The sequence below is a fragment of the Aminobacter sp. P4_H6_2 genome (genome assembly GCF_056400805.1).
Genome location: NZ_JBFUKO010000972.1, coordinates 1 through 1,340, shown reverse-complemented (window position 1 = coordinate 1,340; position 1,340 = coordinate 1). Strand labels below are relative to the sequence as shown.

Sequence of the window (1,340 nt, the reverse complement as noted above, 5' to 3'; positions counted from 1 at the left end):
TCCCAGGTCGGATTGGCGATCGGGTTTGGCACTTTGACCGCGCCGGCGAGGCCCAGATAGAGCGGAATATAGAGCGCGCCGATGGTCAGCACGAGCAAGGTCACGACGTCGAAAATCTGGCCGGCGAGGCCCTGTTTCGGAGGTTTGTAAGCCATTGTCCGCTCCTTAGCCGCGACGCCGGCGCATCTCGTCGAGATGCTTGATGTCGAGGCCATAGATGAAGTGTTTGTCTTCGACGTAGTGGCGCAGCATGGCGACRATGGCCGCCGTGTTGAATGTCAGCACCAGGGCGCAGGCAATCGACAAGATGACGCGGATGGCCGGGATCGAGATGTAGGACCAGATGTTGAACAGCGCGAACAACATGGTGCACCAGAGCACCGCAACGAAAACCACAAGGCCCGCTCGATCGCGGGCATGCATCTTGTCGATGCGCTGCTCGAGAGTCGCGTCCCCGCGTTGCTGACTTAAAGTCGCTTCCATTTTTCCTCCTCCATCAGGCCGTTTTCGGCTTCGAATGGTTTGCCTATGCGGGAAATTAATTTCCCTTGAGGAATGTCCGGCAAAGTTAATTTCCTGTCAAGTGACGACCGCGCGCAACTGTCGCATCTCGACTTTCGACTGAGACGCAATGGCATTGAAATGATTGGATTTTGTCGCCCCTGACAGGCTGTCGGAAATTTTACGCGGCAGGTCGGAAATAGGCGAGAAACGTTGAATGACAGTGCCGCGCTTCGGCGGCGATGATCCAAGACGGTCCTACTGGCAGCGCATGGCGGGTGTTAGCCCGGACGGAAAGTCGTCCAACCCTAAGTTGTCGCGAGTGTTTTGATCAACGATGGCTATGGAGCTGCGACTACAATGCCTGCGGCGCCTCCAATTGTCGCTGCAGCATCCGATTGTCGCCGCGACGAGCCTGTCTCCAAGGCCCATCCGACTGTCAGAGAGGGTCTGGCCATCCGACAATCGCGTCTCGATTAGCTTCACAATCTCCGGGGAGCTAGCGAACTTATCGTGATGGAGCGTATCGCCTGTCCTTACTTTGGTTAGATCGACAACTGCGATGCTGCTTTCTGCAAGCTCAGTCTTGTAAGCGGCTGTTCTGGATCAATCGCTCTAAGGTTCGCGTCGTCGTCGGCCTAGAGCCGCTTGATTTGTTTGATCCTCTCATTCTCGTCGACAATCAGTTCGTAGCTTGCATGACCATAACCGTCAGCGCAGGTCACCAAGACGACCCGTTGAAACTGGTTGGAACGTCCTTTGACGATCCGCATGTCGCTGACCCGATCACAAGTGTAGCCGGCATWGCGGATGTACCGTGCAGTTTGTCGCTCCAGGAG

The 1,340-nt window shown here is 56.1% G+C and carries 2 protein-coding genes and 1 pseudogene; all 3 read right to left on the bottom strand.

The features are described 5' to 3' along the window. Positions 1–165 precede the first annotated feature (165 nt). A complete protein-coding gene (locus AC1DUU_RS32180; RefSeq protein ID WP_476787343.1) occupies positions 166–483 on the bottom strand; it encodes a hypothetical protein in 318 nt (105 codons plus the stop codon). 276 nt (positions 484–759) lie between these two features. Continuing rightward, positions 760–1,127 (bottom strand): annotated as a pseudogene (locus AC1DUU_RS32175) (alpha/beta hydrolase); the annotation flags it as partial. A 12-nt stretch (positions 1,128–1,139) separates the two neighbouring features. Continuing rightward, positions 1,140–1,340, bottom strand: a 201-nt coding sequence (locus tag AC1DUU_RS32170; protein WP_476787342.1) for a hypothetical protein, incomplete at its 5' end; no start/stop codon positions are given.